Source organism: Brevundimonas staleyi (assembly GCF_041893865.1).
In the GTDB taxonomy this organism is placed as follows: domain Bacteria; phylum Pseudomonadota; class Alphaproteobacteria; order Caulobacterales; family Caulobacteraceae; genus Brevundimonas; species Brevundimonas staleyi.
Genome location: NZ_CP169082.1, coordinates 502,370 through 529,191, shown reverse-complemented (window position 1 = coordinate 529,191; position 26,822 = coordinate 502,370). Strand labels below are relative to the sequence as shown.

Here is a 26,822-nt window from a genome sequence, read left to right as displayed (position 1 = left end):
CCAGCGTTCTTTTCCGAGTGAGCCGATGAACCTCCTGACCTCCGTCGCGGCCCTGGCCCTCCTGGTCTCCACCCCCGCCCTGGCCCAGACCGCCCCGCCCCCCCACTTCCCCGCCGACCTCAGCCCGGCGGGCGTGCGGGCCGCCGACGATCATCTGGCGCTGGAGGAGGTCGAGGGCAGTGAAGCCATGGCCTTCGTGCGGGCCGAGAACGAGCGATCCCTGGCCACCCTGACCGGCGACCGTCGCTACGAGACCTTCCGGTCCCAGGCGTTCGACATCCTGTCGTCCACCGCCCGCATTCCGGGGCCGAGCTTCCTCGGCGACGGCATCGGAAACTTCTGGCAGGACGCGGCCAATCCCAAGGGCGTCTGGCGGCGCACGACACTGGACAGCTACCGCACCGAAAACCCCCGGTGGGAGACCCTGCTGGACATTGACGCCCTGTCGCGCGCCGAGGGCAAGGACTGGGTGTGGAAGGGGGCGCGCTGCCTGGCGCCCGACGAGACCCGCTGCCTGATCTCGCTCTCCGAAGGCGGCAAGGACGCCGTGGTGGTGCGCGAGTTCGACACCACCACCGGCCTGTGGGTCGAGGACGGCTTCATCCTGCCGGAAGGCAAGCACCGGCTGGAGTGGTTCGACGTCGACACCCTCCTGGTCGCCACCGACTTCGGTCCCGGCACCCTGACCGAGAGCGGCTATCCCTTCATCGTCAAGCGGCTGAAGCGCGGTCAGGCCCTGGCCGATGCGACCGAGATCTATCGCGGCGACATCTCCGACGGCGGCTACGGCGTCAGCCCCTCGGTCTTCCGCGACGGCGCGGGCGCGGTCCAGGCGGTGATCGTCAACCGCCCGCTCGACACCTTCCGCTCCGAGACCTGGCGCATCAACGACGGCACGGTGGTCAAGCTGAACCTGCCCGAGCGGGTCGCCGTCCACGGCGTCACCGGCTCGCAGTTGGTCTTCGGCGTCGATCAGGACTGGCGCTGGTATCAGCAGGACATCCCGTCCGGGACCCTGATGGCCGTGCCGCTGGATCTGCTGGCGCCGGGCAGCGAGACCGTCATCACCAACGCGGTCACGACCGTCTTCCGGCCCAGCGAGCGCCAGTCGATCCAGGACGTCTCGGTCTTCGACGACCGCATCGTCGCGACCATCCTGGACAATGTCCGGGGCCGGGTCGCGGTGTTCCGCAATCGCGGCGAGTTCGGCTGGCCCGAGACCGCCATCGAGGTGCCCGAGAACGTCGCCGTGGGCCTGGGCGATTCCAGCCGCTCCAGCGGCCGCCAGTTCTATTCGGTCCAGGGCTTCCTGACCCCGCCGACCCTGTCGCTCGCCAACATCGAGACGGCGACGAGCGAGACGATCAAACAGGCCCCGGCCATGTTCGACGCGTCGAAAGACGTGGTCGAACAGTTCGAGGCGACGTCCGCGGACGGAACCAAGATCCCCTACTTCCTCGTCCGCCCGAACAACGCCCCGATGGACGGATCGACCCCGACCATCATGTTCGGCTACGGCGGCTTCCAGGTCTCCTTCCCGCCCGCCTACAAGCCCGAGCTGGGCAAGCTGTGGCTGGAGAACGGCGGGGCCTATGTGGTCGCCAACATCCGGGGCGGGGGCGAGTTCGGTCCGGCCTGGCACCAGGCGGCCCTGCGCGAGAACCGCCAGCGCGCCTTCGACGACTTCGCCGCCGTGGCCCGCGATCTGGAGACGCGCGGGGTCACCTCGCCGCGTCGCCTGGGCATCTATGGCCGTTCCAACGGCGGGGTCCTGACCTCGGTCTCGATCACCCAGCATCCGGAGCTCTACAACGCCGCCGTGATCGAAAGCCCCCTGATCGACATGCTGCGCTATCAGGACCTGCCGGCCGGCGCGTCGTGGATCGGGGAGTACGGCGATCCGCGCATCCCCGGCGACGCCGCCTTCATCAGCCGCTATTCGGCCTATCAGCTGCTCCGTCCGGACGCGGAGTATCCGCGCCTCTACATCACCACCAACACCCGCGACGACCGCGTCCACCCCGGCCATGCGCGCAAGTTCGCCGCCCGTCTGGGCGACCAGGGCCACGACCACCTCTATTACGAGGAGACGTCCGGCGGTCACTCCAACGACGCCGATCCGGTGGCCAACGCGCGGCGCTGGGCGCGGCACTACGTCTATCTGTCTCAACAGTTGATGGACTGACCCTCGTGTCTCCTCCCCGTTCGCCGCTTGGCGAATGGGGAGGTGGCGCTGCCCTTTTTCAGGGCCGTGACGGAGGGGGCGAGATGGTTCGTGAGGTGAGGGTTCGTGGTGCTCGTTCGTCGAGACCCGGTCGCCCCCTCCGTCAGCTCGCGAAGAGGCTCGCTGCCACCTCCCCATCGCTGCGCGACGGGGAGGAGACCCATTCATCGCCCTTCACGCGAAAATGAGGCGCGCGCGAACGGCGGTCCGGCTAGGAGTCTCTCCCATGAAGGCGAGGGGGTTCATCATCGCGGGCGTCACGGCGCTCGGTCTGCTCGGCGCGGTCGGCTCGACCGCCCAGCCGGTGGAGGTGCGCCCCGTCCGCCTGACGGCGACGACGAACGAGCCGGTGGTGGTCGAGCTGTTCACCGCCCAGGGCTGTTCCGGCTGCCCCGCCGCCAACCAGGTGGTCGAGGGTCTGGCCGAGGAGCCGGGCGTCATCGCCCTGACCTACGCCGTCGACTACTGGGACTACCTGGGCTGGCCCGACACCTTCGCCAAGCCCGAGTTCGCCCAGCGCCAGCGCGCCTATCAGGCCGCCATGCAGCTGCGGAACGTCTATACGCCCCAGGTCGTGATCGACGGCCGCCGCCAGCTGTCGGGCGCCCAAGGCCCCGCCATCCAGGTCGCGGTCAATGAAGAGGCCGCCCGCCGCATCTTCCCGCCCCAGGTCCAGTTCCGCGAGACCGGCGACGCCGTGGGCGTCGGTTCGGGCCGCGCCCCGGCGTCCGGCGCCGACGTCTGGGCCGTCATCTATCGGCCGGGCCTGCAGACGGTGGCCGTGGCCGGCGGCGACAATCGTGGCCGCGCCGTGCGTCACGTCAATGTGGTGCAGAGCCTGACCCGGCTCGGCGAATGGACCGGCCGTCCGATCCTGTTGACCCTGCCCGAGGCCGCCGACCCCGCCGACAAGGTGGTTGTGATGGTCCAGTCGCGGGGCGACCGCCGCATCCTGAGCGCCGCCACGCGCTGAGATCGCCGGCCGACGTTCGGCAAACCCTTGGCGCCCCTATCAGTTTCGGTCACTGTCCGCGCGGATTTGATCGTCGCTAATGACGATCCGTCGCCCTGATCGGGCGGCTCGAGGGGGAGCGAAGATGGTTGAACGCGCGGGTCGGGCCTTCGGGGGAGGGCCTCTTTTCGCCGCCGCGTTCGCCGTCGTCACCGCCGTCACGGCCCTGGGCCTGACGGCTGCGCCGGCCGGATCGCAAGTCCGGCCGGCGCCCGCGCCCTCCACGCCGGAGGACGACGCCCGCGCCATCACCCAGATCGTCACGGCCGCCCAGGTCGCCGACTGGGCCCGCGAGCGCCGCGACGGCCGCGCCATGATCGTGGCGGCCCGTATGCTGGAAGAGGTGCAGAGCCGTCGCGAGGGCGAGGACGCCCCCTTCCTGACCGCCTCGGCCCTGCTGACCGAGGCCGAGGCCTTCGCCGGCGACGACCGCGACCTGCTGGACGAGATCTCGCGTCTGCGCGCCCCGGGTCGCAAGGGCGTGCGCGCCTCGCCCTTCGGCGCGGGCCCCATCGTGGTGGTGAGGCGGCTTCGCGCCCACGAGACCTACAGTTTCACCATCGAGCCGCGTCGCAACGAGGTCCTGCGCGTGGCCGCCATCGGCGATGGCGACACCAATATCGACCTGGCCCTGAAGGACCAGAACGGCGCCGTCATCTGCGCCGACGGATCGCGCGACCACTATCCGGTCTGCACCGTCTCCCGTCCCCAGGGCGCCCCCATCCGTGTCGAGATCGTCAACCGCGGCGAGGTCTGGTCGCGGGTGCAGATACTCACCAACTAAGCGCGCTACCGCTCGCGACGCGACCGCTCGCTACTTGAGCGCGGCCCGTCCTATACAAGCCTCGTCACCCTCGGGCTTGTCCCGAGGGCCCATCTGTCCGCAGCATGTCAGACGAAGCGTCCCGGCCGCCTCAGCGCGCCGAACAATGGATCCTCGGGACAGGCCCGAGGATGACGGAGTTTGGGTTCACGCCCCCGCCTTGACCCCGAAGCTCATCGCCGCCCTGGCCAGCGGGACCACCTGTTTCGCCGTCTCCACCGCGTGGGCCGAGGCGGCCGTGCCGTCGCGCACGCGTCCGGCGATGCCCTGACAGATCGCGGCCAGGCGGAAGAGGTTGTAGGCCATCAGCCAGTCGAGGTTCTCCGGCCCCTTGCGACCCGTGCGGGCGGCATAGCGCTCCACCGTCTCCTCGATGGTCGGGATGCCCAGCGCCGGCAGGTCCAGCCCCGCCAGACCGTTCCGCACCGACGGCGGCAGGACCCAGCCGATCAGCAGGTAGGAAAAGTCCGCCATCGGATCGCCCAGCGTCGACAGCTCCCAGTCCAGCACGGCGCGAACCTTCGCCTGATCCGGGGCCATGATCATGTTGTCGAGGCGGAAGTCGCCGTGGACGATGCTGGTCGGCCCCTCGGCCGGCAGGCTCTCGGGCAGGAAGGCGATCAGCCGGTCCATCTCCGGGATCGGGTCGATCTCGGAGGCCTTGTACTGTTTCGTCCAGCGCCCGACCTGACGCGCGAAATAGTTGCCCGGCTTGCCGTAGTCGGAAAGGCCGATGGCCGCCGGGTCGAATTTGTGCAGGTCGGCGAGCGCATCCGTCTGGGCTTCGAAGATGGCGCGGCGCTCGGCCGGCTCCATGCCCGGCAGTTTCAGGTCCCACAGGACCCGGCCCTCGACCTTGTCCATGACGTAGAACATCGAGCCGATGACGGCGTCGTCCGTACACAGGGCGTAGGGCCACGCGACTGGATAGCCCTGTTTCGACAGGGCCGAGATGACCGTGAACTCCCGGTCCACCGCGTGGGCGGAGGGCAGGAGCACGCCCGGCGGCTTCCGCCGCAGCACATAGGCGGCGGTCGGCGTCGTCAGCTCATAGGTCGGGTTCGACTGGCCGCCCTTGAACTGGCGGATGGTCAGGGGCCCGGCATAGCCCTCGACATGGGCCGCCATCCAGGCGTCGAGCGCCGCCTCGTCGAGCCGGTATCGGGGATCGACCTCCCGGGTTCCGGAAAAGGCGGCCTGCGGATCGTTGGAACTGTCGGTCATTGTGCGGCGACAATGGCCGCGCGAACGGCGCGACGCCAGCCCCCCAGCAACGCTTCGCGCTGATCCGCCGCCATCCGGGGCGTCCAGACGGCCGGCGCCTCCTCGTTCCTGGGCTCCAGATCGTCGATCAGACCGACACCCAGCGCCGCCAGACGCGCCGCGCCGAGGGCCGTCATCTCCTGAAACGCCGGCCGCTCGACCGTCACCTCGCAGATGTCGGCCACGAACTGCATGGCGAAGGCATTGGCCGTGACCCCGCCGTCGACCTTCAGCACGCTGAACGCCGGCGCCCCGTCCTTGGCCAGCGCATCCAGCAGGTCCCGCGTCTGATAGGCCAGGGCCTCCAGCGCCGCCCGGACGAAATGGGCGGGCTTGGTATCGCGCGTCAGGCCGATGACGGCGCCCCGCGCATCCGGCTCCCACCAGGGCGCGCCCAGACCCGTGAAGCCGGGCACCAGATAGACCCCGCCGTTGTCCTTCAGCCCTTGCGCCACCGCTTCCGACTGACGGCTGTCGGGGATCATCCCCACCCCGTCCCTCAGCCACTGGATCGCCGACCCGGCCGAGAAGATCGACCCCTCCAGCGCATAGGCGACATCCTCGCCCACCTGATAGCCGAGCGTGCCCAGCAACCGGCTGGACGAGGCCACCGGCTCGGCGCCGACGTTGGCCACCAGAAACGCCCCGGTGCCATAGGTGATCTTGGCATCGCCCGACTTCAGCGCCCCGTGCCCGACAAGCGCCGACTGCTGGTCCCCCGCCGATCCGGCGATGGGCAGGGCGCGTCCGAACAGGCTGGGATCGCTCTCGCCGGACACCTCCGCACAGCCGACGATGCGGGGCAGGGCGGCTCTCGGCACCTTGAACAGATCGCACAGGTCGTCGCGCCACTCGCGCGTCTTCAGGTCCATCAGCGACGTCCGACTGGCGTTGGTCGCATCGGTCACATGGCTGGCCCCGTTGGTCAGCTTCCAGACCAGCCAGCTGTCGATGGTCCCCAGCTTCACCTCGCCCCTGGCCGCCCGCTCCCGCGCCCCCGGCACGGCGTCCAGCAGCCAGGCGTATTTGGTCGCCGAGAAATAAGGGTCGAGGATCAGGCCGGTCGCCGCCTGCACCATGGCCTCATGCCCCTCGGCCGCCATCTTCGCCGAGACATCGGCCGTCCGCCGGTCCTGCCAGACGATGGCCTTGTGCAGGGGCTCGCCCGTCGCGGCGTCCCAGATCACCGAGGTCTCTCGCTGGTTGGTGATGCCGATGGCCGAGAACCGTCCGACGCCGCCCGCCTTCTTGATGACCTCGCGACAGGTCTGGACCGTCGCGGTCCAGATTTCGGCCGCGTCATGCTCGACCCAGCCCGAATGGGGGAAATGCTGTTCCAGCTCGATCTGGCTGACCGCCACGGGATGCAGGCCCCGGTCCTCCCTCAGTTCGAAGGCGATGGCGCGGGTCGAGGTCGTGCCCTGGTCGATGGCGAGGATACAGGTCGTCATGTCGATCGGCGTTTCCGTTGTTTTCGCCACCTTACGCGGACGAACGGGATGGGGTTAAGTGCCGACCATGTCCGACCGCATCGCTTCCTACGAAGGCGTCCTCGACGCCGCCCGCCAGATCGCCCCGGCGGCGGTCCGCACGCCCCTGATCGAAAGCCCGGCCCTGAACGAGCGTGTCGGCGGCCGGGTGCTGCTGAAGGCCGAGACGATGCAGGTCGCCGGCGCTTTCAAGTTCCGGGGGGCCTACAACCGGATCAGCCGCTTCAGCGTGGACGAGCTGAAGGCCGGCGTCGTCGCCTTCTCGTCCGGCAACCATGCGCAGGGCGTGGCGGCGGCCGCCAGGCTGATGGGGACCCGCGCCCTGATCGTGATGCCGGCCGACAGCCCCGCCATCAAGATCGCCGGGGTGAAGTCGTTCGGCGGCGAGGTCCGCCTCTACGACCGCTGGACCGAGAGCCGCGAAGAGATCGGGGCGGCGGTGGCGAAGGAGCGCGGCTCCGTCCTCGTCCCCCCGTTCGACGACCCCTACGTCATCGAAGGTCAGGGCACCTCGGCGCTGGAACTGCTGGATCAGGCGAACGCCCCCATCGATCAGTTGCTGTGCCCCTGTTCCGGCGGCGGCCTGATGGCCGGGATCGACCTGGTGATGGAGGCGCGTAGCGCTCAGACCAAGACCTGGGCCGTCGAGCCCGAGCATTTCGACGACACCGCCCGGTCGCTGGCCGCCGGCGAGCGGATGGGCCACCCCCAGGGACCGCCCTCGATCTGCGACGCGCTCCAGACCCCGATCCCCGGCGTCCTGACCTTCCCGATCAACCAGCGCGTCCTGTCCGGCGCCCTGTCGATCACCGACAGGGAGGCCGCCGAGGCCGTCGCCTATGCCTTCCGCACCCTGAAGCTGGTGGTCGAGCCGGGCGGCGCCGCCGGCCTCGCCGCACTGCTGGCCGGAAAGCTGGACGCCAGGGGCAAGACCACCGCCGTCATCCTGTCCGGGGGCAACATCGACCCCGGCCTGTTCGCCGAAATCATCGAAGGCCGGTTTGAACCGGTCGCGCAAAAGGGAGCCGCCGCATGACCAAACCTTCCGACCTCCAGTCGCTCATCGGGACCGAGATCGGCGTCTCGAAATGGATCCTGGTGGATCAGGCCCGCATCGACGCCTTCGCCGAGATCACCGAGGATCGCCAGTTCATCCACGTCGACCCGGTCGCGGCGGCGAAGACCCCCTTCGGCGGCGCCATCGCTCACGGTTTCCTGACCCTCAGCCTCGCCTCGATCATGTCCTATGACGCCGTGGCCCCGCTGGACGGCGTGGTGATGGGCGTCAACTACGGCTTCGACAAGGTCCGCTTCCTGGCCCCCGTCCCGGCCGGCTCGAACATTCGCGGCCGCTTCAAGCTGATGAGCGCCGAGGACAAGGGCGGCGGCCGCTGGCTCCTGAAACACGAACTGACCGTCGAGATCGAAGGCTCCGACAAGCCCGCCCTGATCGCCGAATGGCTGGGCATGCAGATGGTCGGGGGGTGATCTTTATTGAATTGGACCATCAGTTGGTCCATTTTATGCGCATGACGCACATAGCCATCTCCGAAGCCAAGGCTCAGCTCACCGAACTCGTCCGACGGGCGGAGGGCGGTGAAACCGTCGTGCTGACCCGTCACGGGCAGGAGGTCGTCAGACTGGCTCCGGTCAAGATTTCGCCGGAACTCAGGGCCAAGCGCCTGGCCGCCATTCGCGCGGCTCAGGCCGCTGTAGGTCCCCTGCCGGCGGATTTCGACGCGGCCCGCAGTCATGACGATCTTTACGATGAGGACGGGTTGCCCGCTTGATCGCGGTCGATACCTCCGCCCTGATCGCGGTCCTCGGCAATGAGCCGCAGGCTGAGCAGTGCGAGGCGGCCCTGCTGTCGAACATTCTGGTGATGTCTGCGGCGACGCTGACGGAGTGTCTGATCGTCGGAGCGCGCCCCATTTATCGAGGACGGATGCCGTCTCTGATCGAGGAACTCGTGATCGAGATCGTTCCAGTCACCGAAGGGTTCGCTGAGCTGGCGGCCTCAGCTCATCTGCGTTGGGGCAAGGGACGCCACCCGGCGCGCCTGAACTACGGCGACAGCTTCAGCTACGCCCTGGCCGAGATGTACGACTGCCCCCTCCTCTACGTCGGCGACGACTTCGCCCGGACCGATATCCGCAGCGCCCTGACGTAGAGTTCCCTGTGGACGCGGCCTTAATCATCGTTCGATAAGGTCAGGGTCGACTACGCGCGGACATCGCCTTGCATCACCACGGCACGGTCTTCCTTCTTCTGGCCTATGCGGTCGCGGTTCTCGCGGGCTGGACGGCGCTCGACCTGTTCCAGCGGCTGAAGGGGCGAGAGGGGCGCGATCGCGCGCCCTGGTTGGGGGCCGCCGCGCTCGCCATGGGCGGCGGCGTCTGGTCGATGCATTTCATCGCCATGCTCGGCTTCGATCCGGGCGCGCCGGTCAGCTACGACCCCGGCCTGACCCTCCTGTCCTTCCTCCTGGCGGTGGCAGGGACGGCGGGAGCCTTCTTCGCCGCCTCGCGCGAGGGTCTCGGTCGGGGGCGCATCCCCGTCGCCGGGATCGCCATGGGCCTCGCCATCGCGGCCATGCACTATGTCGGCATGGCGGCCATGCGGACGGCGGCCACCGTCGGCTGGCGCTTCGACCTCGTCGCCGTCTCGGTCCTGATCGCCATCGCCGCCTCCATCGCGGCGCTGTGGGCCTCACAGCGCGAGACCTCCCTCGGCTGGCGCGCGGCCGCCGCCGCCATCCTGGGCGGGGCGGTGGTGGGCATGCACTACACCGGCATGGCGGCCCTGGCTCTCCTGCCCGTCCACGGCAGCATGGACCATTCCGGCGCCCCGCCCCTGGCCATCGCCGTCAGCATCGCCGCCGTCACCGCCGTCATCCTGTTCATGGCCCTGGCGGCCTCCATGGCGGACGAGCGGTCGCGCCTGGTCTCGACCCTGGCCGCCGCCGGGGTCGGCTACTGGGAGCTGAACCTCAAAGACCGCTCGATGACCCTGTCGCCCCGCGCGCGGGAGCTGGTCTCCGGCCCGACCGAACGGCCCGACGGCGACGTCATGGACCCGGCCTGGGTCGACGACGAATACCACCGCGTCCGCCGCGCCACCGCCCTGGAGGCCGCCATCGCGGGCGAGGCCGAGTACGACATCGAATATCCGGTCGCCGGCACCACCCGCTGGATCCTCGTGCGCGGCAGTCTGGTGCGGTCCCGCTCGGGCCGTCCGCTGAAGCTGGCGGGCGTCGTCTCCGACATCACCGACCGCCACCTGGCCTATGCGGCGCTGGAGACCAGCGAACGCCGCCAGAAGCTGCTCATCAACGAGCTGAACCACCGGGTGAAGAACACCCTGGCCACCCTCCAGTCGATCGCGTCGCTGACCGCCCGCAAGGCCTCGTCGGTCGAGGAGTTCTCGACCCTTTTCCAGGCGCGGCTGATGGCCCTGTCGGAGACGCACAACCTCCTGACCGCCTCGGGCTGGGAACAGGCGACCCTGACCGATCTCCTGACCAAGGAACTGCGTCCCTATTCGCCCGACCAGTTCCGCCTGAGCGGCCCCGACGTCCTGTTCGACGCGCCCCAGGCCCTGGCCATGGGAATGATCGTCCACGAACTGGCCACCAACGCCGCTAAGCACGGCGCCCTCAGCACCCCGGACGGCCGGGTGGAAATCGCCTGGTCCGCCCCCGACGCCGAGGGCCGCACCATGCTGGACTGGGTCGAGACGGGCGGCCCCGCCGTCGCCAAACCCAGCCGCACCGGCTTCGGCTCCCGCCTGATCGCCACCAGTCTGAAGGGCGACCTCAGCGGCTCCGCCGACCTGAACTACGCGCCTGAGGGCCTCCGGGCCAACCTGATCTTCAGGCCCCAGAAGGCGGTCGGCTGAAGGCCGCCAACCGCGCGTCCAGTTTCGCCCGGACCTCGGGCCATTCCCCGGCCAGGATGGAGAAGATCACCGAACTGCGCACCCGCCCGGTCCAGGTGATCTTGTCGTCGCGCATCACACCTTCCCGCACGGCGCCCAGCTTGGCCATCGCCGCTTGGCTGCGCAGGTTCAGCTGATCGACCTGGAAGACGACCCGGTGCGCGCCGCAGGCGAAGGCATGGTCGAGCAACAGCCGCTTGGCCGCCGGATTGACGACCCCGCCGCGCGCCGACGGCCGATAATAGGTCGTGCCGATCTCCAGCGTCCGGTTCTCCGGCTGGAGGCCGATATAGGTCGAACAGCCGACGACCTCGCCGTCGTGGATCACCGCGAACGGGATCCGCGTCCCGGCCGCCTGCTGCGCCCGCAAGGACGCCCAGCCCGCGTCGAACTCCGCCCCGCCCAGCGACATGTAGTAGAAGGCCGGCCACAGCTCCGGATCGGCGTCGCACGCCAGCCTCAGCGGCTCCCTGTGATCCTCCTCGAACGGCTCCAGCCGGACGAAGTCGTTCTCCAGAACCGCCGCCGTCAGCCTCATTCCCCCAGGCACCTCAGCGCCACTTCGAGGTTCCTGAGGCCGTCCTCGCCCGTCACCGCCGGGGTCTCGCCGGTGCGGATGGCGTGGGCGAAGGCTTCCAGCTCCTTCTTCAGGGGCTCGTTCGGCCAGCTCATCACCCCGCGCGTGGAGTAGGAGCCGTCCGGCTGCTGGCCGAAATACTCGGTGACCTGGCGGGTCATCAGGTCGGCGACCACGAACTTGTTCTGGGTCGCGACCTGCAGGGTGCGGGTCTTGTAGGGGGTCACCCAGTTGGTGGTGATGTGGGCGATCACCCCGTTCTCCAGCCGGAACTGCAGCAAAGCCGTGTCCTCGCGGTCGGCCTTGGTGCGGGCCAGCTGCGGCTGGACCTCGGCGATCTCCGAGCCGGTCAGGTGGCGGATGATGTCGATGTCGTGCACGGCCAGGTCGATGACCACCCCCACCTCGCCCATGCGGGGCGGGAAGGGACCGACGCGGGTGATCTGGATGGAGATGACGTTCTCGCCATCGATGGCGCGTTTGACCGCCTCCACCGCCGGATTGAACCGCTCCACCTGACCGACCATCAGCACCCGGTCGTTGGCCTTGGCCGCGTCGATCATCCGCTGGGCGTCGGCCACGGTCGCGGCGATCGGCTTCTCGACCAGCACATGGACGCCGGCTTCCAGCAGGGCGACGCCCAGGTCGGCGTGGTGGCGATTCGGAGTGGCGATGACGGCGGCTTCCAGCCCGCCTGCGACGAAATCGGCGGCGGTGGTCACGGCCGAGGCGCCGTAAGCCGAGGCGACGCCCTCGGCCACCACGGCGTCCGGATCGAACACCAGGGCCAGGTCGATCTCGCGCATTTCCGACAGGACGCGGGCATGGTTGCGGCCCATGACGCCGGCGCCGGCCACGCCGGTGCGGATCGGGTCGTGCAGGTGGGTCGGGTTCATGGCTTAGGCCTTGTAGCTGGCGACGGCGGCGACGATCCGGTCCTGGGTCGCCTCGTCCAGATCGGAGTGCATCGGCAGGCTGATGACCGTCTTCATCTTGGCCTCGGTCACCGGCAGACCCTGCGGCCCGCGCGGGTGCATGTCATAGGCCGGCTGCAGGTGCAGCGGGATCGGATAGTAGACCGCCGAGGGCACGCCCTGTTCCCGCAGATGGGCCGCCAGGCCGTCCCGGTCCGGATGCTCGATCGTGTATTGCGCCCAGTTGGAGACATTGCCGGCCGGCGTCTGGGGCACGCTCGTCACATGCGGGGCCAGAAGCTCGTTGTAGCGGGCCGCGATCCGGTTCCGCCAGACGATCTCCTCGGGGAAGACCTTCAGCTTCTCGATCAGGACGGCGGCCTGCACCGTGTCCAGACGCGAGTTCATCCCGACCCGCATGTTCAGATATTTGGTCTCGTGCTCGAAGGTCCGGCCGACCAGATCCTGGGCCACCGCCTTGCCGTGGACGCGGAAGCTGTCGATCAGCTCGGCCAGGGCGTCGTCATTCGTCAGCACTGCCCCGCCGTCGCCGTAGCAACCCAGCGGCTTGGCCGGGAAGAAGCTGGTCGTCGTCGCATCGGCCCATTTCAGCGGATGCTCGCCGTTGATGGTGCAGCCGAACCCCTGCGCCGAATCCGAGATCAGCTTCAGCCCGTGCTTGTCGCAGATCGCCTTGATGGCCGGATAGTCGGCGGGCTGGCCGAACAGGTCGACGGCGATGACCACGCGGGGCTTCAGCTTGCCCTCTTTCAGCGTCGCCTCGATGGCGGCCTCCAGGTGGCCCGGGTCCATGTTGTAGGTGACGGGGTCGATGTCGATGAAGACCGGGGTCGCACCCGTCCACGGCACGATCTCGGCCGTGGCGCAGAAGGTGAAGGACGGCACGAAGACCGCATCGCCCGCGCCGACGCCCCACGCCTTCAGCGGCAGGACCAGGGCATCGGTCCCGTTGCCGCAACCCAGGGCGTGCTTCGCCTCGCCGAACGCGGCCAGGGCGGTCTCGAACTCGCGCACCGGCGGGCCCATGACATAGGCGCCGCTCTCGACGGCGGCCATCATGGCGGCCTCGATCTTGCCGCCCAGACGGCGGCGCTGGGCCTGCAGGTCGATGAAGGCGATGCTCATGTCCGGGGACCTCTCAAGGGATCGGCGACCGACAGCCGCCTTCGTAAGGTGTGGGCGGTCTAGCCCGCGACGCACTGTAACGCCAAACCCGACAGGGTCACTTCGCGTTGCGCCTTGCAACGGACGCTCCTATCCCTCTTCGTCCGAAATCCGGAGCCGACCCGCTTGAACACCGCCCCGACGACCCATCCCGCCGTCTTCTTCGACCGCGACGGCGTCCTGATCCCCGACAGCGGCTATCCGCACCGGGACGAGGATCTGGTCCTGATCCCCGGCGCGGCCGAGGCCGTGCGCCGCCTGAACAGCCTCGGCTATTTCGTCGTCATCGTCACCAACCAGTCGGGCGTGGCGCGGGGCTATTTCACGGAGGCCCAGATGAACGCCTTCAACGACGCCCTGGTCAGAAAGCTGGCCGCCAAAGGCGCCCGCATCGGCGCCGTCTACGCCTGCCCCTTCCACAAGGACGCCGAGGATCCCGCCTGGTTCCACCCCGATCATCCGGACCGGAAGCCCAATCCCGGCATGATCCTGCGCGCCGTCGCCGACCACGACATCGACCCGAACCGGTCCTTCCTGATCGGCGACCGTCAATCGGATCTGGAGGCCGCCCGCCGCGCCGGCATGCCGGGCTTTCTGTTCGAAGGCGGCGATCTGGATCGTTTCGTCCGCGACCTGCTGGGCGGCTGATCGCAATTCCCCGCACGATGAAATAGTGTCGCCGCCACGACGCGGGGGCGTCACGGTCAAGGAGCCTGCCGCATGGCCGATTATTCCGAACGTCGCTGGACCTCGTCCGACGGTCTCAGCCTTTTCGCGCGCGACTATCCGGGCGCGGACGGTCCGGCCCAACTTCCGGTCGTCGCCATCCATGGCCTGACGCGAAACTCGGCCGACTTCGAGACCATCGCCCCGCTCATCGCCCGCAGCGGTCGCCGGGTCCTGGCGCTGGACGTGCGCGGGCGCGGCCTGTCGGATCGCGCCGGCGACCCCATGACCTATCAGCCGCCGATCTATGCGAAGGACGTGCTGGGCCTGCTGGAAGCCGCCGGGATCGAGCGCGCCGTTTTCTTGGGCACCTCCATGGGCGGTCTCATCACCATGGCCATCACGGCGCTGAAGAGCCGCGTCGTCGCCGCCGCCATCCTGAACGACATCGGCCCGGCCGTGTCGCCTGAGGGCCTCGCCCGCATCGCCTCCTATTCCGGCCAGCCGGTCGATACCCCCACCTGGGCCGCCGCCGCCGACTATGCGAAGCAGATCAACGCCGTCGCCTTCCCGGAGTACGCCGACGCCGACTGGGACGCCTTCGCCCGCCGCATCTTCAAGGACGGCACCGAGGGCTCGCCGATCCTCAACTACGACCCCGACATCTCGGTCCCCATCAAGGCGGCCGGCGCCAAGGCCCTGGTCCCCAACCTCTGGCCCTCCTTCCGCCGCCTGGCGAGAAAGCGCCCGACCCTCCTGATCCGGGGCGGAACCTCCGACCTCCTGGGCGCCGATATCGCCGACAAGATGCAGAAGACGGCGCCCGAGATGCGCTACGCCGAAATCCCCGGCATCGGCCACGCCCCCATGCTGGACGAGCCGGAATCCAAGGCCGCGATCTTCGAGTTCCTGAAGGACGTGCCCTAGTGAGCGGGTGGGCGGTCCTGATTTTTCTGGGCGGCTTCGCTTCGTGGATGGTCGGGCTTTTTCTCGCCCTATATCTCGACCTCAGACTTCACGCCCTCAAGCAGTCAGGCGATTTACCGCGCGCGCCGCGACTATACGGCTTTGGTCTGAGCGGGATCGGGATCGGTCTAACTCTGGACTTCAGGCGGCTCTACAGTCGTGAGTTCCGTGAGATCGATGGTCACACGCGCCGACTTGTACCGATCATTCGGATCGCTCTTCCGCTAGGTCTGATGTTGGCGATCGGGTCTGTCGCCCTTTCCCTGCTGACCTGAGCGGGATCACGCCTTCCGCACGAACTCCGTCCGCAGCACCAGGCCGCGCACCTTCTCGACATTGGCCTCGATCTCGGCCGTGTCGTCGGTCAGGCGGATGTTCTTCACCAGCGTCCCGCGCTTCAGCGTGACCCCGCCCGATCCCTTGACCTTCAGGTCCTTGATCAGGGTCACGCTGTCGCCGTCGGACAGGAGGTTGCCGTTGGAATCCTTGGTCGGGGCGTCGGTCATGCCGGCTCTCTAGGCGATCCCCCTTCTTTCGTCATCCTCCGGCAAGCCGCCGCTTGGCGGCGCAGACCGGGGGACGCAGCGGCGCCGAAGGCGATCTGTTCAGGCAGGATGTTTGAAGCGTCGGTGTGCGCGGCAGGTTCGCGCTCTCGCGCGCCGCTGCGTCCCCCGGTCTCGCTACGCTCGCCGGAGGATGACGAAAGAGGGGCGTAGCGCCTTAACCTCCCGTTAGCCCAATCACCCAAGCGTCCGGCGACATGACCTCGGTCCTGACATCGCTGAGCCTGCCGACGGACGCCCCGCGCACCGCCGTCCAGAGCCGCGACGAACAGCGTCTCCGCGCCGCGAAGACCGCGCTCCAGACCTACGACCGGCAGCGCACCGAGGCCGCCGAGGAGCGCAAGGCCATCGCCCGCAAGAAGGCCGAGGACCTGAAGGCGCGCATCCAGATGATGAAGCTGTCCATGCCCTCCGACCCGGAGGCGGCCGCCCGCGTCATCGCCGCCCTGGCCCGCGAGCTGGGGGCGGCGGTGAAGGCCTATGGCGGGCCGAGCGGCGGGCTGGAGGCGGGTCTGGCCGCGACCGCCGCCCCGACGACCGGCGAGACCCTCGCCATGGAAGCCGCAGCCGTCGCACCGGCCCCCACGACCGACACCGGCGAACCCACGACAGGCGAGGCCGAGGCTGGCCCGACCGACCCCTATCGTCAGGCCGCCCAGGCCCAGCAGACGCGCGCGGCCGAACAGGCCCGCCGATCCGAGAGCGCGAAAGCCGATTCCGAGTTCGCCACCCTGGTCAAAGGCCTGATGGCCGAGCTCAAGGCCATGGCGCGAAAGGCCGAGGCGGACGCCGACAAGGCCGGCGACGCCGCGCCCCAGGACCTGTCCGCCATCGACCAGACGTTCCGGACCATCGAAGGGGACCTCGGCGCGGCCGGCGGCGCCCTGTCCGGCGCCATGGTGTCCCTGACCGTCTAGTCGGGGACGGTGGCCTCCAGCTCGTCCAGCCAGACCCGCGCATTGCCGTCCGACGGCGCCCGCCAGTCGCCGCGCGGCGACAGCGACCCGCCCGTCACCACCTTGGGTCCATTGGGCAGGGCCGACCGCTTGAACTGGCTGGTCTGGAAGAACCGCACCAGGAATTTCCGCAGCCAGTGCTTGATCGTCGCCAGGTCGTAGGCGACCCGATCCGCGTCCGGATGATGCGCCGGCCACTCGCCGCGCGACGCGTCGCCCCAGGCCTGATGGCACAGGTAGGCGACCTTGGACGGGCTCATGCCGAAGCGGGTGATGTGGAACAGGAAGAAGTCGTTCAGCGCATAGGGACCGACCGTCCCCTCCGTCGACTGGATCTTTCCGTCCGCCCCCGCCGGCACCAGCTCGGGCGAAATCTCCGTGTCCAGAATGGCGTGCAGCACGTCGGTCGCCGCCGCCATGTCCTCGCGTGACGCCACCCATCGGATCAGGTGCCGGATCAGGGTCTTCGCCACCCCGCCGTTGACGTTGTAGTGGCTCATATGGTCGCCGACGCCGTAGGTCGCCCACCCCAGCGCCAGTTCCGACAGGTCCCCGGTCCCCAGGACGAAGGCCCCGTTCTGGTTGGCCAGCCGGAACAGATAGTCGGTCCTGAGACCCGCCTGCACATTCTCGAAGGTGATGTCGTGGACGGGCTGGCCGTCCGCAAACGGGTGCTTGATGTCCTTCAGCATCCGCTCGGCCGCCGGGCGGATGTCGATCTCCTCGCCCGTGACGCCCAGCGCCCGCATCAGGGCCCAGGCGTTGGACCTGGTCCCGTCCGAGGTCGCGAACCCCGGCATGGTGTAGGCGAGGATGTTCGTCCGGGGGATCTCCAGCCGGTCGAAGGCGCGGCACGCCACCAGCAGGGCCTGGGTCGAATCCAGCCCGCCGGAAATGCCGACGCAGAGCGTCTTCGCCCCCGTCGCCGTCATCCGCCGCATCAGCCCCTGCACCTGGATGTTGAAGGCCTCGAAACAGTCCTGATCCAGCCGCTTCGCGTCGTCCGGCACGAAGGGGAAGCGGTCCAGCGGACGGATCAGGTCGCCCGCCGTCGCGTCCTCGGCCGCCTCGAACGGGATCACCGTGGACGCCTCGCCCTCGATCCGGGCGCAGTCCGAGAAGGTGCCATTCCTCAGCCGGTCCAGACCGATCCGGTCCACGTCGATGTCGGCGACGGTCAGGTGGGACGTCAGGGCGAACCGTTCGCCCTCGGCCAGTTTCGCGCCCAGCTCATGGATCGTCGCCTGCCCGTCCCAGGCCAGGTCGGTGGTCGATTCGCCCCATCCCGAGGCGGTGAACACATAGGCCGCCATCGCCCGCGACGACTGGCTGGCGCACAGCATGGCCCGTTCGTCCGCCTTGCCGATGACGATGTTGGACGCCGACAGGTTCAACAGGATCCGCGCCCCCGCCAGGGCCGCCCGCGTCGAGGGCGGCAAGGGCGCCCAGAAGTCCTCGCAGATCTCGACCGCGAAGACGAAGCCCGGCCGGTTGGTCGCCTCGAACACCAGACCCGGCGCGAAATCCACGCTCTCGCCGTTCAGGGTGACCGCGTCCTCGCCGCGCGAGGCCGCCGGCGCGAACCAGCGCTTCTCGTAATATTCGCGGTAGTTCGGCAGATAGGTCTTCGGCACCACGCCCAGCACCGCCCCGCCGCCCAGCACGACCGCGCCATTGAACAGGGCGTCGCCGTTGCGGATCGGCGCGCCGACCACGGCGATCAGACCGGCCGCATCCGCCGCCTCGGCCACCGTGGCGATCTGCCGCTCCACCGCGTCCAGCAGGGCGGTCTGCATATGCAGGTCGTCGATGGCGTAGCCGGTCAGGCTCAGCTCCGGGAAGACGATCAGGTCCACACCCTGTTCGCCCGCCTGACGGATCAGGGCGACATGCTCCTCCGCATTCGCCTTCGGATCGGCGATGTGGACCACCGGCGTCGCGGCGGCGACCCGGACGAAGCCGTGGGTGCGCGGCGAGTGGAAGGCGTGGGTCTTTGGCAAGGCACGGTCCTCGATGGATTATGCTCATATAGAGCCAAAGGCCTGTGACGTCAGCCTACTCCCTTCTCCCCTTGCGGGTCGACGAAGGATCGCATGCGATCCGAGGAGGGGTGGCGGGCGAAGGCCGACGGATGAGGGGTACGAGGACGCAGACGAGATGAGTGGAGCAGATGGCTCATCGGCGACATCTACGGTCACCCCTCATCCGACCTCGCCTGCGGCTCGGCCACCTTCTCCCGCAAGGGGAGAAGGAAGGTGAAGCGTGACGCCGCCGCTTCGCCCCGCTAAAGCCCTTACATGACCGACGCGCCCAAGAAGGGCTGGTTCCAGCGCCTCAGCCAGGGACTGGCCCGATCCAGCCAGCAGATGACCGAACAGGTCGTCTCCGCCTTCGTGAAGGAGCCCCTCTCCGAGGCGGCCCTGGATCAACTCGAAGAGCACCTGCTGGAGAGCGATCTCGGCCCCGCCGCCACCGACCGGATCGTCGCCCGTTTCCGCGACCTGCGTTTCGGCGCCAACCCCTCCGAGCGCGAGGTGAAGGAGGCCCTGGCCGAGGCCGTGGCCGCCGAACTGCTTCCCCGGCAAGCCACGTTCGATCCGCTGTCGGAGGGGATCAAACCCTATGTCGTCCTGTTCGTCGGTGTGAACGGCTCGGGCAAGACCACGACGCTCGGCAAGATCGCCGCCGATCTGACCGGCAAGGGCGCCAAGGTGATGATCGTCGCCGGAGACACCTTCCGCGCCGCCGCCCGCGAACAGCTCAAGGTCTGGGCCGAGCGCGCCGGCGCCGCATTCGAAAGCCGCCGCGACGGCGCCGACGCCGCCGGCCTCGCCTTCGACGCCTATGCCAAGGCCAAGGCCGAAGGGTTCGACGTCGTCCTGATCGACACGGCCGGCCGGCTCCAGAACAAGTCCGCCCTGATGGACGAACTCCTGAAGATCGTGCGGGTGCTGAAGAAGACCGATCCGGACGCCCCGCATGAGACCCTTCTGGTGCTGGACGCCACCGTGGGCCGGAACGCCCTGGCCCAGGAACAGATCTTCGGCCGCACGGCCTTCGTCTCCGGCCTGGTCATGACCAAGCTGGACGGCACGGCGCGCGGCGGGGTCCTGGTGCCGGTCGCCCAGGCGTCCGACGCCCCCATCAAGCTGATCGGCGTGGGCGAAGGGATCGAGGACCTGCAACCCTTCGACGCCCGCGCCTTCTCCCGCTCGCTGGTGGGGCTTGAGGACTGACATGACCGACACGCCCGAGACCTCTGCGCACAAGCCCCCGACCTGGATCCGTCAGGCCGTCGACTTCGGCGCGCTCGCCGCCTTCGCCGCGACCTTCATCTTCTTCCGCGTTCGGGGTCTGCCGGGCGACGAGGCGCTGGTCCACGCGAGTTGGGGACTGGTGATAGGCTCGGTCGTTGCCGTGGCCACAGGCTTGATCGTCGAGAAGCGTCTGGCCCTGATGCCCCTGATCGCTGGAAGCTTCGCCTTGGTCTTCGGCACTCTGACCTTGATCACGCAAGACGACATATGGGTGAAGGTGAAGGTCACAGCCCTGAACGTGTCATTCGCTGTCGCTTTGCTGGGCGGCTACATATTGAACAAGCAGCCGCTGAAAGTGCTGTTCGGCAGGGTCATTCCGATTAACGACAAAACTTGGCGCACCTTGACGCTACGGTACGGAATCTTCTTCACGATTATAGCGGTAGTGAACGAGTTGGTCCGGTCCGAAGCCTTGGTCGGCTGGGCGACGACGCGAATGGGCTATGCCCATATCGACCCCGCTGATGTCTGGGTCAGCTTTCGAGGCGTTCTCTGGATAGCGTCGTCCGCGATGGGCGCTTCCCAGTTGCCTATAATCCTGAAGAACCTGACCTCGGACGCCCCCGTCGATGCCTCTGCCCCCGCCGAAGTGGACACGGCGCCCTGACCCCATCTCCGTTCAACCCAGCCTTCGTTGGGGTGAACGGGTGGATGAAAAACAAGCGTCGCCGTTGACGCATCTCTGTCGTTAAACCGTAAGGCTTGCCTGATAATCCTCCGCATACGGCAAGGGGATTCAGTATGGTCAAATCCGGCAAACAGGCGCGGCGCTCGGGCGCCCTGGCGGAATCGCCCAGCCACCTGATGCACCGTGCGCTGCAACTGGCCCTCGACATCTATTCCGAGGAAGCCGGCGACGGCGGTCCGACCCAGCGTCAGTTCGCGGTCATGGAGGCCGTCTCGGTCAAGGAAGGCCTGACCCAGACCGAGCTGGTGCGCGCCACCGGCATCGACCGTTCGACCCTGGCCGATCTGGTCGCCCGCATGACGACCAAGGGCCTCCTGTCGCGCGAACGCTCCTCCCTGGACGCCCGCGCCAAGGCCGTGCGCCTGTCGCCGGAAGGTCAGGCCCTGCTGGACGCGGCCCGCCCGCGCGTCGAGGCCGCCGACAAGCGGATCATGGCCCTTCTGCCCAAGAACAAGCGCGACGGCTTCCTCGACATGCTGGCCGAGATCGCCGCCGCCGCCGACGCCGTCCCCGACGCCGAAAAGGCCGAGGCCAAGGCGCTGAAGAAGGCCGCCAAGGAGGCCCGCAAGGCCGAAAAGGCTCTGGAGAAGGCCGCCGAGAAAGCCGCCAAGCCGAAGAAGGCCAAGGCGCCGAAGCTCAAGAAATCCAGGGCCGCCGAACCGGCGGCGGAGTAGACTTGAACCCATTCCGCTCATCCCCGCTTTCGCGGGGATGAGCGGACAGAACCCGGACTTACGTCACCGGATCGCCCGCCGCCCCGGCGGGGCTCAGCTTCCAGCGGATCTTGGTCTCGGCGTCCGTCCGGGCCGAGCCGCGCACCACCACCTGCAGCGAGCGCCGCGTCAGACCCTCGTCGACGTGGACGGACGGTTCGATGGCCACGTCCGGACCATCGGTCCGGAACCACCATCCGCGCCCGGAATGTCCCCGCAGCAGGATCGAGCGACGGTCGCGCGCCAGGGACGCCTGCACCCCCGGCTCCAGATGGAACCGCACGGCATAGGGGGCCGCGATGACCCGCACCACGTCGCGATGGTGCGAGGACGGATGCAGCCGCTCCTCGGCCCGCAGCTCGTCGAGCCGCTGATCCAGATAGAGCCGGCGCTGGTGCATCAGGCCGAACGGCTGGGCCCAGGCGTCGTGCTCGACCTCCAGCCAGACCGCCCCGTCGCCGTCGCGGCGTTCCGACGTCACATGATAGGGCCGCCCGAACAGACGCGGCCCCAGAAGCTCGCCCTTCCATCCGCCCAAAGGTTCGGCGAACGACTGCTCGCCCAGGGTCAGCGTCGAATGGCCGGGCGTCAGCCGCAGGCCCTGGCGGTCCGCCGCACGGGGCGTCCAGCCGCAGCCGGTGACGATCCGGTCCTTGCCGCAGGTGATCTCCAGCGCCAGCGGCTGGGCGCAGGCGGCCTCGGACCACGCCCCCCGACCCGGCGATCCGGCGTCGGTGACGATGGTCAGCAGCGGCGAGCGGATGCGGTTCAGCCCGCCGACGGTCCCGGCCGCGCCGGCCGCGGCATCGGCATGTTCGTCATGGGCCCGCGCCGCCGCGACCCGCGCCGGGGTCGAGGGCCCGCCGCCCTGGAAGCCGGCCAGCCGCCCGTCGGGCAGGACCTGAAGCCGCAAGGCCGTGGTCAGGCGCATGATGGCCCCGCCGATGCCCTCGGCCGCCGTCTCCGACAGCTGCGACAGGGCGTCGTCCAGCGTCAGCAGGTCGAGCAGCAGCTCCATCCCGGCCTCGGGCGAGCGCGAGGCATGGCCTCCGTCGCCCGCCACCGTGACGCGCAGCGCGCCGGGCAGACGGTTCAGCGCCGTCTTCCGCAAGGAAGCCCCCGGCTTGCCCGCCAGCACGCATCCGGCCACGGCCGCCGCGACCAGTCGTTCGGCCTTGCCCGCCAGACCGCCCGGCGGCCGCAGCAGCTGCCGCGCCTGACGCCCGAGGGTGTCGGCCAGCCTCAGCCGGTCGGTCTCGGAGGCCACCGCCCCCATCTTCTTGGCTGCGCAGGCCAGGTTGAAGACCCGCCGCGCCAGGATCTGCGGCTCCCAGGCGAAGGGCGACCAGCGCGAAAACGCCTCGGCCCAGGCCAGGGTCAGCCGCAAGGCCTCCCGCGCCCCGCGATCGCCCTGCATCATCAGGCCGGGCATCCAGGCGAAGGCGTGCAGATCGACCGCGAAGGCCTTGGACGGGCTCGGCCGGTTCCACGGATCGGCCGGCGCCTCGGCCTCCATGTGCGACCCGGCCAGGGGGAAGCGCCCGCCCAGAACGGCCTTGCCCATGTTCAGATCGGCGGGCCGGAAGTCGCGCGGCGTGGCGGCGAAGGCGGCCGCCTTGCCAAAACCGAGCGTCGTGCCATAGCCGGGCAGGCCATAGAGCTCGATCCACAGCTGGCGGGTCAAAAGGCGTCCCGCGATGGCGGGCCACAGGGCCGGGCCGGTGTTCACCCCGCTGGAGCGGACCGGCGTCCGAACCGGCGCCCCGCGCAGGCCCGGAATGGCGCCCTCGCCGACGTTCGGCGTCGCCGCATTGCGATCCGAGAAGGGCCCGAGCGGGTTCAAGCTTTCGCGGCCTTGATGGCGGCGATATTGGCCGCATAGGCGTCCGGCCCGCCCTTGAAGACGGCCGTTCCCGCCACCAGCGCATCGGCCCCGGCGGCGACGCAGGCGCCGGCGTTCAGGGCCGTCACCCCGCCGTCGATCTGCAGGTGCGCGCTGGAACCGGCGGCATCCAGAATGGCCCGCGCCCGCTCGATCTTCTTCAGGGTCGAGGGGATGAAGGACTGTCCGCCGAAGCCCGGATTGACCGACATCAGCAGCACCAGGTCCACCATCTCGACCACCTCTTCCAGGATGGACAACGGCGTGCCGGGGTTCAGCACGATCCCCGCCTTGGCCCCCAGCTGGCGGATGCGGCCCAGCGTCCGGTGCAGGTGCGGCCCGCTTTCCGGGTGAACCGTCAGGATATCGGCCCCCGCCGCATGATAGGCCTCGATCCACGGATCGACCGGCGCGACCATCAGGTGGACGTCGAACGGCAGGCGGGTGTGGGGCCTCAGCGCCTTCACCACGTCCGGGCCGATGGTGATGTTCGGCACGAAATGGCCGTCCATGACGTCGACATGGATCCAGTCGGCGCCCGCCGCCTCCAGCGCCCGTATCTCCTCGCCGAGCTTGGCGAAGTCCGAGGCCAGGATGGACGGGCAGATCAGGGGCGTATTCGGCATGTCGAGGGGATACGGCGGGATGGCGGCGCGGGCAAGGCGCGAGGCCGAAAAGCCCGTTCCGACCGAGGCTCGACCTGAGACTTGCGCCTGCCCCCGCCGACCTTCGACCAGGCGTCTCAAAGTGAAACACGACGTGCGTTTCGGCTGGACGCGCCGGGGCGCCCTGATAGGCCTGATCTTCGATGTCCGGAGGCGGGCGTCGCGGCGATCCGCCGAAGAGGGGGATGTGATGGCGGTGTTGAGATCGATACTGGGCCTGCTGGCTCTGGGACTGGGGCTCATCGCCCTGCCCGTCGCGGCCCAGACCCTGGTCGCACCGGGAGCCGTGGACAATGCCGTACAGGGTCAGTTCTTCGACCTCCCCGCGACGAACGACGTGACCATCACGGGACTGACCTTCCGCCGGATCGAGACGGCCGGAACCTACAGGGTCTACGGCCGCGCAGGGTCGCACGTGGGCGCCACCCAGTCCTCCACCGGCTGGACCCTTCTCGCGACCGGGCCGATGGCCGCGGGCGACAACATCACCTTCCCGACGCCCTTCAGCTTCGGCATTCCCGCCGGCCAGACCCGCTCGCTCTATGTCGTGGCGAACGAAGGACGCCAGGGGTACCGAACCAGTTCGACCTTCGGCGCCGTGATCGCGTCGGACGCCAACCTCGCCATTCTGGAGGGGACCGGGCAGAGAGCGATCGGCGGGGATTTCACCGACCTAGATTTCTCGCCGCGCGCCTTCATCGGCACGGTTCACTACAGTCTGGGCCTGCCGCCCGTCCCGGCGCCCGTGCCGACCCTGTCCGAATGGGCGATGATCCTGCTGGGCCTGATGCTGGCGGGCGGCGCCGCGGTGATGATCCGGCGACGCGCGGAAGCCGCCTGAAGGTCCGAACGCCGGCGCCGCAGGTTGCCGAGATCGGCCCGGCGCGCCAAATCCCTGGCGATCGCGGGACCGACCCTCGCGCACGCCGGGAGACGACCATGGCCGCCGCCGAAAAGACCGCCACCCTCTACCGCATGGTCATGCCCGACCACGTCTGTCCCTATGGCCGCAAATCCCTGTGGCTCTTGAAGCGCAAGGGCTACAGCGTCGACGACCGCCATCTGACCACCCGCGCCGAGACCGACGCCTTCAAGGCCGAGCATGGGGTCAAGACCACGCCCCAGACCTTCATCGACGGTGAACGCATCGGCGGCCACGACGACCTGCGCCGCTTCTTCGGCCAGACCGTTCCGGAACCCGGCGCCGCCAGCTACGTCCCCGTCATCGCCGTCTTCGCGGTCGCCGCCCTGATCGCCGCCGTCGTGGTCTGGTGGCGGGAGGGCTGGGTGGCGGCCAGCTTCCCGCCCACCTTCATCGCCCTGTCGATGTGCCTCCTGGCCATGCTGAAGCTGCAGGACGTGGAGAAATTCTCGACCATGTTCCTGAACTACGACCTCCTGGCCCAGCGCTGGCCCGGCTACGGCTATGTCTACCCCTTCGCCGAACTGGGCGCGGGCGTCCTGATGCTGGCCGGGGTCCTGACCTGGCTGTCCGCCCCGGTCGCCCTGGTCATCGGCGGCATCGGCGCCGTCTCGGTGTTCAAGGCCGTCTACATCGACAAGCGCCAGCTCAAATGCGCCTGCGTCGGCGGCTCGACCAACGTCCCGCTCGGCTTCGTCTCCCTGACCGAGAACCTGATGATGGTCGCCATGGCCGTCTGGATGCTGGCCATGGCGATGCACGCCGTCTAGGGCGTCCGGAACTTCAGCTGCTCCAGCCAGTCGACCAGGAGGTCGTGCCGGATCGGGCCGCTGCCCACCGTCACCCCGATCCGCGCCGACGCCGGCTCGATGTCGGAGGGCGAATAGCCGAAATGCTGGCGGAACTGCCGGCTGAAATGGGTCGGGGAGGCGAAGCCGTAGCGATAGCCGATGTCCGCCACCGTCGGCACGCCGTCGCGGCGCCGCGCCAGGGCCGTGCGCGCGTGATGCAGACGCCGCACCTGCAGATAGCGGGCGACCCCGCCCTCGATGTCGAAGGCGCGGTACAGGGTGGCGCGCGACACGCCCGCGATCCGGGCCAGTTCGTCGTTCTCGGGCGGAAGCGTCCCGGCGATCAGCCCGCGCTCCACATGGGCGCCGACGACCCGGCGCACGGTCCGGTGCAGGGCGGCGGCCACCGGCTCGTTCGCCTGCGGATCGTCCAGCCCCATGACCCGCACCGCGAGCAGCAGCAGCCCCTGGATCCCCGCCTCGACCTCGGCGTCCGACAGGTCCGCCGCATCGGCCTCCAGCCCGATCAGGTGGTTGCGCATCAACCGGCCGCCGGGCGTGTCCGGCGGAAGGACCACGCCGTGCGCCTCGCGCGACAACAGGGCCGGCGGCACGGCGACGCGCGGCACCGTCAGGGTCGTCACCTCGATCCGGTCCAGACGCGACGCCGCCGGTCGGGTCATGTCGCGCAACTGGACCGCGCCCGGCTCGGCCCGGATCTCCCGCCCGTCCGCGTCGCCCACGATGGCCGCCGCGTTGCTGATCAGGTTCAGCCCGTCGATGTCCGAACGACGCAGGGTCGCCGGGCTCCGGCTCAGGGTCTGGCGCACGCAGACCCCGAACCCGATCGCCCCGGCCATGGTCATGGTCGAGCGCGACCGGTTGTAGAAGGCGCGCTGGTCCGCCTCGCTGACGTCGGACACCTCGTACCAGTTGGCCATGGCGGCCAGGTATTGTTCGAAGGCGTCGGGCTGGTCCCTGGTGGACACGTCCCAGGCGACGCTACGCGGACTCGACACTCCCGGCACTCCCGACGCGGACAGAAAGCCATGTTACCGCAGGCGGACCGGAACGACAGCGACAATGCGACTTCGCTTGTCCCAGCGTCGCAAAACCGGAGACGCCCAGACATTCCCCGATGGCCCGCCCGCGCCTAGCCTGCGGGCCGCGATCCCTGATGGGCGATCGTAAAGGACGTGGCCGGCCGCACTTCCGGGGGGAAGGGCCGGTCACGCCTTTCAGCAGGCTTGAAGCGCCCGGCCCGGCTCG

Annotated in this window: 27 protein-coding genes; 17 read left to right on the top strand and 10 right to left on the bottom strand. The window is 69.1% G+C overall.

The annotated features are described in order from the left end of the window. The first annotated feature begins 25 nt into the window (after nucleotides 1–25). From ACETK8_RS02730 to ACETK8_RS02720, 3 genes are all read left to right on the top strand, one after another. Nucleotides 26–2,185: a prolyl oligopeptidase family serine peptidase gene (locus tag ACETK8_RS02730; protein WP_374037988.1), complete on the top strand. Its 2,160-nt coding sequence runs from the start codon at nucleotides 26–28 to the stop codon at nucleotides 2,183–2,185. Nucleotides 2,186–2,450: 265 nt separating this feature from the next. Beyond that, nucleotides 2,451–3,197 carry a DUF1223 domain-containing protein gene (locus tag ACETK8_RS02725; RefSeq protein WP_374037987.1) on the top strand — a complete coding sequence of 249 codons (747 nt, stop codon included), beginning with the start codon at nucleotides 2,451–2,453 and terminating at the stop codon, nucleotides 3,195–3,197. A gap of 124 nt (nucleotides 3,198–3,321) precedes the next feature. Continuing rightward, nucleotides 3,322–4,020, top strand: a complete 699-nt coding sequence (locus tag ACETK8_RS02720; RefSeq protein ID WP_374037986.1) for a hypothetical protein — start codon at nucleotides 3,322–3,324, stop codon at nucleotides 4,018–4,020. Nucleotides 4,021–4,206: 186 nt separating this feature from the next. Here the strand turns inward: ACETK8_RS02720 and ACETK8_RS02715 are convergent, their stop codons facing one another. Continuing rightward, nucleotides 4,207–5,283, bottom strand: coding sequence for a phosphotransferase family protein (locus ACETK8_RS02715; RefSeq protein WP_374037985.1), 1,077 nt, complete (start codon nucleotides 5,281–5,283; stop codon nucleotides 4,207–4,209). Continuing rightward, on the bottom strand, nucleotides 5,280–6,773 hold the full coding sequence (glpK, locus tag ACETK8_RS02710; protein ID WP_374037984.1) for a glycerol kinase GlpK: 1,494 nt from the start codon (nucleotides 6,771–6,773) through the stop codon (nucleotides 5,280–5,282). Before glpK ends, ACETK8_RS02715 begins: the two co-directional genes overlap by 4 nt. Nucleotides 6,774–6,840: 67 nt before the next feature. Here glpK and ACETK8_RS02705 point away from each other — a divergent pair, with 67 nt between their 5' ends. The 5 genes from ACETK8_RS02705 (at nucleotide 6,841) to ACETK8_RS02685 (ending at nucleotide 10,709) form a co-directional block, all read left to right on the top strand. Then, the gene (locus tag ACETK8_RS02705; RefSeq protein ID WP_374037983.1) at nucleotides 6,841–7,848 is read left to right on the top strand and encodes a threonine ammonia-lyase; all 1,008 of its coding nucleotides are present in this window, start codon (nucleotides 6,841–6,843) and stop codon (nucleotides 7,846–7,848) included. Next, a complete protein-coding gene (locus ACETK8_RS02700) occupies nucleotides 7,845–8,300 on the top strand; it encodes a MaoC family dehydratase (RefSeq protein ID WP_374037982.1) in 456 nt (151 codons plus the stop codon). Before ACETK8_RS02705 ends, ACETK8_RS02700 begins: the two co-directional genes overlap by 4 nt. Continuing rightward, on the top strand, nucleotides 8,297–8,602 hold the full coding sequence (locus ACETK8_RS02695; RefSeq protein WP_374037981.1) for a type II toxin-antitoxin system Phd/YefM family antitoxin: 306 nt from the start codon (nucleotides 8,297–8,299) through the stop codon (nucleotides 8,600–8,602). The genes ACETK8_RS02700 and ACETK8_RS02695 overlap by 4 nt, the downstream gene beginning before the upstream one ends. Beyond that, the gene (locus ACETK8_RS02690) at nucleotides 8,599–8,982 is read left to right on the top strand and encodes a type II toxin-antitoxin system VapC family toxin (RefSeq protein ID WP_374037980.1); all 384 of its coding nucleotides are present in this window, start codon (nucleotides 8,599–8,601) and stop codon (nucleotides 8,980–8,982) included. Before ACETK8_RS02695 ends, ACETK8_RS02690 begins: the two co-directional genes overlap by 4 nt. Nucleotides 8,983–9,050: 68 nt before the next feature. Next, the gene (locus tag ACETK8_RS02685) at nucleotides 9,051–10,709 is read left to right on the top strand and encodes a sensor histidine kinase (protein ID WP_374037979.1); all 1,659 of its coding nucleotides are present in this window, start codon (nucleotides 9,051–9,053) and stop codon (nucleotides 10,707–10,709) included. Here the strand turns inward: ACETK8_RS02685 and ACETK8_RS02680 are convergent. Genes ACETK8_RS02680 through ACETK8_RS02670 form a run of 3 tightly spaced genes read right to left on the bottom strand, consistent with a single transcriptional unit; the run spans nucleotide 10,684 to nucleotide 13,385 of the window. Further along, nucleotides 10,684–11,286 carry a GNAT family N-acetyltransferase gene (locus ACETK8_RS02680; protein WP_374037978.1) on the bottom strand — a complete coding sequence of 201 codons (603 nt, stop codon included), beginning with the start codon at nucleotides 11,284–11,286 and terminating at the stop codon, nucleotides 10,684–10,686. The two genes, ACETK8_RS02685 and ACETK8_RS02680, sit on opposite strands and share 26 nt — an antisense overlap. Continuing rightward, on the bottom strand, nucleotides 11,283–12,221 hold the full coding sequence (locus tag ACETK8_RS02675) for a Gfo/Idh/MocA family protein (protein ID WP_374037977.1): 939 nt from the start codon (nucleotides 12,219–12,221) through the stop codon (nucleotides 11,283–11,285). The genes ACETK8_RS02680 and ACETK8_RS02675 overlap by 4 nt, the downstream gene beginning before the upstream one ends. Before the next feature lie 3 nt (nucleotides 12,222–12,224). Continuing rightward, the gene (locus tag ACETK8_RS02670; protein ID WP_374037976.1) at nucleotides 12,225–13,385 is read right to left on the bottom strand and encodes a DegT/DnrJ/EryC1/StrS family aminotransferase; all 1,161 of its coding nucleotides are present in this window, start codon (nucleotides 13,383–13,385) and stop codon (nucleotides 12,225–12,227) included. A gap of 165 nt (nucleotides 13,386–13,550) precedes the next feature. Between ACETK8_RS02670 and ACETK8_RS02665 the strand changes: the two genes are divergently transcribed. From ACETK8_RS02665 to ACETK8_RS02655, 3 genes are all read left to right on the top strand, one after another. Next, nucleotides 13,551–14,072, top strand: a complete 522-nt coding sequence (locus ACETK8_RS02665) for a D-glycero-alpha-D-manno-heptose-1,7-bisphosphate 7-phosphatase (RefSeq protein ID WP_374037975.1) — start codon at nucleotides 13,551–13,553, stop codon at nucleotides 14,070–14,072. A gap of 72 nt (nucleotides 14,073–14,144) precedes the next feature. Further along, the gene (locus ACETK8_RS02660; protein WP_374037974.1) at nucleotides 14,145–15,017 is read left to right on the top strand and encodes an alpha/beta fold hydrolase; all 873 of its coding nucleotides are present in this window, start codon (nucleotides 14,145–14,147) and stop codon (nucleotides 15,015–15,017) included. Then, nucleotides 15,017–15,331, top strand: a complete 315-nt coding sequence (locus ACETK8_RS02655) for a hypothetical protein (protein WP_374037973.1) — start codon at nucleotides 15,017–15,019, stop codon at nucleotides 15,329–15,331. The genes ACETK8_RS02660 and ACETK8_RS02655 overlap by 1 nt, the downstream gene beginning before the upstream one ends. Nucleotides 15,332–15,337: 6 nt before the next feature. Here ACETK8_RS02655 and ACETK8_RS02650 read toward each other — a convergent pair whose 3' ends face one another. Next, a complete protein-coding gene (locus tag ACETK8_RS02650; protein ID WP_374037972.1) occupies nucleotides 15,338–15,562 on the bottom strand; it encodes an alkylphosphonate utilization protein in 225 nt (74 codons plus the stop codon). 254 nt (nucleotides 15,563–15,816) lie between these two features. On the opposite strand from ACETK8_RS02650, the gene ACETK8_RS02645 reads away from it, so the two are divergent. Beyond that, nucleotides 15,817–16,536, top strand: a complete 720-nt coding sequence (locus tag ACETK8_RS02645; protein WP_374037971.1) for a hypothetical protein — start codon at nucleotides 15,817–15,819, stop codon at nucleotides 16,534–16,536. On the opposite strand, the gene ACETK8_RS02640 is transcribed toward ACETK8_RS02645, so the two are convergent. Then, on the bottom strand, nucleotides 16,533–18,575 hold the full coding sequence (locus ACETK8_RS02640) for an NAD(+) synthase (RefSeq protein ID WP_374037970.1): 2,043 nt from the start codon (nucleotides 18,573–18,575) through the stop codon (nucleotides 16,533–16,535). The genes ACETK8_RS02645 and ACETK8_RS02640 overlap by 4 nt on opposite strands. Before the next feature lie 297 nt (nucleotides 18,576–18,872). Here ACETK8_RS02640 and ftsY point away from each other — a divergent pair, with 297 nt between their 5' ends. From ftsY to ACETK8_RS02625, 3 genes are all read left to right on the top strand, one after another. Next, nucleotides 18,873–19,811: a signal recognition particle-docking protein FtsY gene (ftsY, locus tag ACETK8_RS02635; protein ID WP_374037969.1), complete on the top strand. Its 939-nt coding sequence runs from the start codon at nucleotides 18,873–18,875 to the stop codon at nucleotides 19,809–19,811. 1 nt (nucleotide 19,812) lies between these two features. Beyond that, entirely contained in the window at nucleotides 19,813–20,499 is a 687-nt protein-coding gene (locus tag ACETK8_RS02630; RefSeq protein WP_374037968.1) for an inner membrane-spanning protein YciB, read from the top strand. Between the two features lie 134 nt (nucleotides 20,500–20,633). Next, on the top strand, nucleotides 20,634–21,254 hold the full coding sequence (locus ACETK8_RS02625) for a MarR family winged helix-turn-helix transcriptional regulator (RefSeq protein WP_374037967.1): 621 nt from the start codon (nucleotides 20,634–20,636) through the stop codon (nucleotides 21,252–21,254). A gap of 58 nt (nucleotides 21,255–21,312) precedes the next feature. Here the strand turns inward: ACETK8_RS02625 and ACETK8_RS02620 are convergent, their stop codons facing one another. Continuing rightward, nucleotides 21,313–23,136 (bottom strand): heparinase II/III family protein, encoded by a 1,824-nt coding sequence (locus ACETK8_RS02620; RefSeq protein ID WP_374037966.1) that lies wholly within the window; start codon nucleotides 23,134–23,136, stop codon nucleotides 21,313–21,315. Then, the gene (gene rpe / locus ACETK8_RS02615; RefSeq protein ID WP_374037965.1) at nucleotides 23,133–23,801 is read right to left on the bottom strand and encodes a ribulose-phosphate 3-epimerase; all 669 of its coding nucleotides are present in this window, start codon (nucleotides 23,799–23,801) and stop codon (nucleotides 23,133–23,135) included. The genes ACETK8_RS02620 and rpe overlap by 4 nt, the downstream gene beginning before the upstream one ends. Before the next feature lie 121 nt (nucleotides 23,802–23,922). Between rpe and ACETK8_RS02610 the strand changes: the two genes are divergently transcribed. Then, complete coding sequence (locus ACETK8_RS02610) at nucleotides 23,923–24,681, top strand: IPTL-CTERM sorting domain-containing protein (protein WP_374037964.1); 759 nt, start codon at nucleotides 23,923–23,925, stop codon at nucleotides 24,679–24,681. Between the two features lie 98 nt (nucleotides 24,682–24,779). Beyond that, nucleotides 24,780–25,532 (top strand): MauE/DoxX family redox-associated membrane protein, encoded by a 753-nt coding sequence (locus ACETK8_RS02605; protein ID WP_374037963.1) that lies wholly within the window; start codon nucleotides 24,780–24,782, stop codon nucleotides 25,530–25,532. Here ACETK8_RS02605 and ACETK8_RS02600 read toward each other — a convergent pair. Further along, the gene (locus ACETK8_RS02600; protein ID WP_374037962.1) at nucleotides 25,529–26,572 is read right to left on the bottom strand and encodes an AraC family transcriptional regulator; all 1,044 of its coding nucleotides are present in this window, start codon (nucleotides 26,570–26,572) and stop codon (nucleotides 25,529–25,531) included. The genes ACETK8_RS02605 and ACETK8_RS02600 overlap by 4 nt on opposite strands. Between the last annotated feature and the right edge of the window lie 250 nt (nucleotides 26,573–26,822).

Bases quoted from the DNA above. Each gene is read 5' to 3' on its own strand.
- ACETK8_RS02730 (WP_374037988.1), top strand. From the start codon at position 26: ATGAACCTCCTGACCTCCGTCGCGGCCCTGGCCCTCCTGGTCTCCACC.
- ACETK8_RS02725 (WP_374037987.1), top strand. From the start codon at position 2,451: ATGAAGGCGAGGGGGTTCATCATCGCGGGCGTCACGGCGCTCGGTCTG.
- ACETK8_RS02720 (WP_374037986.1), top strand. From the start codon at position 3,322: ATGGTTGAACGCGCGGGTCGGGCCTTCGGGGGAGGGCCTCTTTTCGCC.
- ACETK8_RS02715 (WP_374037985.1), bottom strand. From the start codon at position 5,283: ATGACCGACAGTTCCAACGATCCGCAGGCCGCCTTTTCCGGAACCCGG.
- glpK (WP_374037984.1), bottom strand. From the start codon at position 6,773: ATGACGACCTGTATCCTCGCCATCGACCAGGGCACGACCTCGACCCGC.
- ACETK8_RS02705 (WP_374037983.1), top strand. From the start codon at position 6,841: ATGTCCGACCGCATCGCTTCCTACGAAGGCGTCCTCGACGCCGCCCGC.
- ACETK8_RS02700 (WP_374037982.1), top strand. From the start codon at position 7,845: ATGACCAAACCTTCCGACCTCCAGTCGCTCATCGGGACCGAGATCGGC.
- ACETK8_RS02680 (WP_374037978.1), bottom strand. From the start codon at position 11,286: ATGAGGCTGACGGCGGCGGTTCTGGAGAACGACTTCGTCCGGCTGGAG.
- ACETK8_RS02675 (WP_374037977.1), bottom strand. From the start codon at position 12,221: ATGAACCCGACCCACCTGCACGACCCGATCCGCACCGGCGTGGCCGGC.
- ACETK8_RS02670 (WP_374037976.1), bottom strand. From the start codon at position 13,385: ATGAGCATCGCCTTCATCGACCTGCAGGCCCAGCGCCGCCGTCTGGGC.
- ACETK8_RS02660 (WP_374037974.1), top strand. From the start codon at position 14,145: ATGGCCGATTATTCCGAACGTCGCTGGACCTCGTCCGACGGTCTCAGC.
- ACETK8_RS02650 (WP_374037972.1), bottom strand. From the start codon at position 15,562: ATGACCGACGCCCCGACCAAGGATTCCAACGGCAACCTCCTGTCCGAC.
- ACETK8_RS02645 (WP_374037971.1), top strand. From the start codon at position 15,817: ATGACCTCGGTCCTGACATCGCTGAGCCTGCCGACGGACGCCCCGCGC.
- ftsY (WP_374037969.1), top strand. From the start codon at position 18,873: ATGACCGACGCGCCCAAGAAGGGCTGGTTCCAGCGCCTCAGCCAGGGA.
- ACETK8_RS02630 (WP_374037968.1), top strand. From the start codon at position 19,813: ATGACCGACACGCCCGAGACCTCTGCGCACAAGCCCCCGACCTGGATC.
- ACETK8_RS02625 (WP_374037967.1), top strand. From the start codon at position 20,634: ATGGTCAAATCCGGCAAACAGGCGCGGCGCTCGGGCGCCCTGGCGGAA.
- rpe (WP_374037965.1), bottom strand. From the start codon at position 23,801: ATGCCGAATACGCCCCTGATCTGCCCGTCCATCCTGGCCTCGGACTTC.
- ACETK8_RS02605 (WP_374037963.1), top strand. From the start codon at position 24,780: ATGGCCGCCGCCGAAAAGACCGCCACCCTCTACCGCATGGTCATGCCC.